Source organism: Syntrophomonas sp. UBA5494, assembly GCF_002426325.1.
This window is the reverse complement of the sequence record NZ_DIPG01000031.1, coordinates 64,844-69,719: the sequence shown is the minus strand read 5'-3', so window position 1 is coordinate 69,719 and position 4,876 is coordinate 64,844. Positions and strand designations below refer to the sequence as shown.

At 49.1% G+C, this 4,876-nt stretch carries 4 protein-coding genes; 2 read left to right on the top strand and 2 right to left on the bottom strand.

Annotation, left to right across the window (positions count from 1 at the left end):
- Positions 1–198 precede the first annotated feature (198 nt).
- Positions 199–933 carry a type II toxin-antitoxin system prevent-host-death family antitoxin gene (locus B3W37_RS03370; protein WP_483174776.1) on the top strand — a complete coding sequence of 245 codons (735 nt, stop codon included), beginning with the start codon at positions 199–201 and terminating at the stop codon, positions 931–933.
- A 112-nt stretch (positions 934–1,045) separates the two neighbouring features.
- Complete coding sequence (locus B3W37_RS03365) at positions 1,046–1,816, top strand: tyrosine-type recombinase/integrase (protein ID WP_483174775.1); 771 nt, start codon at positions 1,046–1,048, stop codon at positions 1,814–1,816.
- A gap of 227 nt (positions 1,817–2,043) precedes the next feature.
- On the opposite strand, the gene B3W37_RS03360 is transcribed toward B3W37_RS03365, so the two are convergent.
- Both B3W37_RS03360 and B3W37_RS03355 read right to left on the bottom strand, forming a co-directional pair.
- Positions 2,044–3,660 carry a stalk domain-containing protein gene (locus B3W37_RS03360; protein WP_483174774.1) on the bottom strand — a complete coding sequence of 539 codons (1,617 nt, stop codon included), beginning with the start codon at positions 3,658–3,660 and terminating at the stop codon, positions 2,044–2,046.
- A gap of 172 nt (positions 3,661–3,832) precedes the next feature.
- Entirely contained in the window at positions 3,833–4,741 is a 909-nt protein-coding gene (locus B3W37_RS03355) for a nitroreductase family protein (protein ID WP_483174773.1), read from the bottom strand.
- Between the last annotated feature and the right edge of the window lie 135 nt (positions 4,742–4,876).

Sequence of the window (4,876 nt, the reverse complement as noted above, 5' to 3'; positions counted from 1 at the left end):
ATTTTTTTATGGGAGAAAACCCCGGCTATGCCGGGGGGCCATATAGCGACGGGGTTTGTTCAAGATAGCGTTTCCATCGCCAATTTCGGGACTTTTCACACAGCCTGCCGTCCCCCTTGTCTTTATAGCTAATTATTTATTGATAATATAGCTAATATACCTTATAATTTTAGCTAATATAAGATTGGGGGTGCTGCTATGCGTGTAAACACTACCGACTTGCAGAATGCTTTTGGGAAATATCTGGCTCTGGTGGAGAAGGAAGATATTATAGTTACCAAAAACGGAAAAAGCGTGGCCAAACTGAGCCGCTACCATGAACCTGATTATTTTCTGGTCCACGAAGAAGCCAAAGGCTGCAGAACCACCAGAAAAGTCAGCTACGAGGAATATATGACCCTGGTCGATTCCTCCGACCAGAGGTATGAACTCATCGACGGCGAGATTTACCTCCTGGCTTCGCCGAGCTTTAAACATCAAATTGTAGTCAACGAAATATCCTGGCATTTTTACAACTATTTTAAAGGAAAGCCTTGCCGGTCATTAACATCACCATTTGATGTAAGGCTTTTCGGCTTTGCGACCAAGTTTGAAGAAGATCCCAATGTCGTCCAGCCTGATGTGGTGGTTATATGCGATCTGAACAAGGTGAATGAATCTGATAAATATGAAGGCGTACCCGCCCTGGTGGTTGAAGTATTGTCTCCGTCGACTAAAGGCAAGGATATGGTCACGAAATTGAATCTCTACATGAAAAGCGGGGTTTCGGAATACTGGGTGGTAAATCTGGAAAACCGCACTATTTTACAGTATTCCTTCTCCCCGGCAAGAGAACTGGAAAACTTAAAAACCTGTGCTGAGGGAGAGACCATAGAATCGACCGCTTTTGCAGAACTTAAGATTTCTCTGGGGGATGTTTTTGCCGAAGTCTAGCCTGTTAATGGCGCCGGGGCCGCAAACCGGCTGCCGGCATGATAAGCTTGAGTAACCGAATGTTACCAATCTCTTCCTGCTGACATATAGTAGTTAGCGATAGGGGTTGGTCATGATGAATTATCGGGTTTGCTTTGCCGCATATCTGCGGCGTCAGGGCAGAAAACCGGTTACGGTAAAATTCTATACCGGGTCACTGCAGATGTATCTTCATTACTGTGCGCAGCATCGAAAGCGCGGCAATATACCTGCTCTGATGAATCCGCTGTTGTTGGAAAAATACCGTGATTATCTGATAGTTGAAAAATCCTACGCTTCATCCACAGTTAACCGGAATCTTTGCGGCTTGTCTGCATTTGCCCGTTTTCTCATGGAACGGGGAATGTTGTCCTATAACCCCCTGGATTTGGTGGCCAGAGCCGGCAAGTGCTCAATGAGTTCGATAGAAAGGAGGGCGGCCTGGCAGGATATCCAGCTTCTTCGGGCTAAACTGCATCAGGATGTTATGAATGTCCGCGATAGGGCCATCATAGAACTGCTTTATACGGGATTGACGGTCAAAGAGTTATGCAGTCTGCTCTGGGACCACAGCGATGTTTGTCCCCAAACGATTAAGGTGGGTAAGCGCCAGGTATCACTGCATGCCGAGGCCAGGCTGGCCTGGCAGCATTACATGATTCTGAGGCCGATTCTGCGAGGGCCTTTCTTATTAGTGGGCAACCGGCAAGATGCTTCCTTCGATCCGGGCACTGTCTATTCTATGGTAAGTAATCTGGCCAGGCGGCATGGTGTCAAAGTTGGAATGCGCATGCTCCGCCTGGCCAAGTTCGCCGGTGAGATCTACGGATTTGCAGCTGATGCCATGGCAGCTCAAGCAGCTTAATTATAATCTGAATCCTAAGCCCTCCCGCAACAGAAACTGTATATAATCTACACTGATAATGGCCAAAAAAACGGTAGGGTGCGCGAAATTTGGTTTCACACCCCCCGGATAAAAGTCTGTTAAAGCTTATATGCAAATCTCCGTCCTGGCACAAGAATGGGGTCGTGTCGTATGTCTTGTTAGGGAAAGGACAGACGACACGACCCCATATTTTCATTCTACAGCGGTTACTGCCGGTTGAGATAAACTATGCGGTTGTCGGCATCCCAGTAGACCGACAGGCCGAAGTATTCAGCAATCACCCTTACGGGCACGTAGGTGCGGCCGTCCTGGACCACCGGCGGGGCGTCCATGGTATATTCCTGAGCGCCTATTTTATAGCTGGTGGAATTAAGCCGCATGACCAGTTGATTTTCACTGCCATTGGAGAGGACAATGGTGTCGGGCGGCTGCCATTCGGTGCTGCCGCCCAGAGCTGCTGTCAATACCGCTACGGGAATCAAGGTCCTTCCATTGGATACTATCGGTTCCGCTCCGTATAAGGATATTTTTTCCCCATCAAGGTAAACCTGAATAGACTGGTTATTGTTATCAGGCTCCACCCGTTTGCTGTTCTGCGCATTTATCGGCGGTATGACTATGTTGCCGTTCCCCGACCAATCCAAGTCCATGTCTAAATCCACTTTACCGCTAACGCTGTTTATGTCGTCAATATCCTTGCCCTCTTGCCATTGACCGGATAAGGTCATTTTACAGGCAGCCTGATTTGGATTTATGCTGCTGTCCGCTGACAGGTTCAAAACCAGTTTGAAATCTGAAGTATGTATAGACAGGTCATACTTTTCGATTGAAGCCATTGCATCGCCGCTTAACCTCACTTCGCTATTTAAGGCGAAACCTATATCATTATTTTCCACTTCTCCGGTTATCTCCACAGAGGCTTTGTGACGATCCGCCGAAGCATACAGTTTGCCCTTTTTCAGGGTAAACGGAATACTTTTCTGGAATTCGTTCAGGTCCGCGATGGTCAGGTTATTGATGGCTGCCACCATCTCGTTTCTGGCCTGCATCATCTGGGTTTCGAATTGGGGATCGCTCTGTAAGCTGGGGTAGCTCATAAATGTGCCGAAAACTTTATCGCTTAAACTCTCGCTGTGGCTTTTGAGGTTGTTAAGCAGCTGCTGGGGATCTTTAGCAATCCGTGTAAGATCCAGGACCGCATAGTTTTGGTCATAAGAATAACAACTGTCAGGTATAATTTCCAGGATCTCCACCAGGAGGTCCTGTATGCCTTGCATTTGTTCTTCCTGGTAGGTAATGCTCTGTTTTAAGGCCATATTGAAACCGGCCTGCTCCGGTTCATTTAATCCCAGAGGGAAGACGATATATGGGGGCAATTGCCCCGGATTGCCCAGCTCGGAGAAGTCGGCGCCGGCATTGCTCAGAGACTGTATGGTTTCGCGGGTAACGATGATCTCATCTCCCCTTATATAGACCTGTCCCTGAATGTCGTACTCAAGCATTTTGCTCTGGAAACTGCAGCTGCCCTTGCCTTGGGCGAGGCTGAAATCGAGTAGCAATGAAGCATTCCCCGAGACGTTGCTAACCGCGGTGCCATCATCCAGAACCATATTGAAATCTTTGAGATCGGCATTGGCTCGCAGCTGTACAGTATCTGTGGTCAGGGCGTTAAGAACCTGCTGCTGCAACTGCATGGATTGTGCGAAGTAGTCTGTATAATAGTTGATAAAGGCCTGTTTGGGGGATTCCCCGGCGACCGCCATTCCCGGCATGGATAGCAGCATTAGCATCAGGATCAGAATTCCGGCTGTGATCTTTTTCAAAAATCCTACCTCCTTCAATATAATAACAACATATAACATATCTTTATTATAGAATTACAGCCAATATTTAACAAGGAGAAGCAGAATGGCAGCGGTTCTTGCCCTGCCTTTTGAACGCCAATATTTTTGAGGCCGTTTCATGAGCGCATATTGCCCGGTTTGGTTTCCCCCGCTACCAGTAGGTGACTTTGCTCAACTGGCGCTGCAGGGTTTTCCTGAATTTAATCCGGGGATATCCGAAAATCACTACGATTCCGGGCCGGTTATTGGACGGGAGCTGGTATTTTTGCTTGAATTCCTTACTGTACTTGATGAAGTACGGAGGGGTGCCGATCATGCAGCTGCCCAGTCCCAGGGAGTGCGCGGCCAGCATGGCGTAAGTGGCGGCGACTATGCTGTCGGCGGGGTCGGCATAAGGCGAGGCATGGAAGTACATGGCCAGGGGAGCGTTGTATAACAGATAATCCTCGCCTTTAGCCTTTTCTTCCAAAAATACATCAACGGCGGGGCGGATGAAGGAGTTCACAGATTCTGCATACTCTCTGCCGAAGAAAGGCTTCAGCAATCCGGTCATCAGGGGAGAAAAGAACCAGCGCGATTTCTTGATAACGGCCATGATATCATCGGCGAACTGCTGCACCCGGGCAAAGCCGTCCAGGATCAAAATCTCCACATCGCTGGGCGGCAAACCCATGGGAGCGGTGCAGACTGCATCTACGATCCGGGCAATCTTTTCGGGCTCAACCACTCTATCCTGAAAATTGCGGATGCTGCGCCGGGACAGCAACAGGCCGTAAAACTGTTCATAGCCGGGCAGGCTTGTTTTATCCGGCAGGGGAAGGACATCTTCAGGGCTCATGTCGCGTCCGCTGATTTGTATGCAATCCTGTGGACAAACGCACATGCAGTGTCCGCAGCCGATGCAGCCAAAAAAACGCTCATTATCGATCTTGAGTCTGCCCTCCGCCATAATCAGAGGCTGGCCTTTGCACACCTCCGCACACAGACCGCAATGAATGCAGCTGTCATAGTCAATCCTGACTGTGGCCGCCGTATCGGCGCGGCCGGTTTTTATAGCCATGCCAATCCTCCCCGCTCCGGTTTTGACAGCGTACCAGGTGCAGTATGCCATGCCGGGGCCGGACCTGGCTATTTGCGTGACTGCACCCACTTATGTACATGGTTCCAATGCTCCACACGAACGATATTCTTGGAG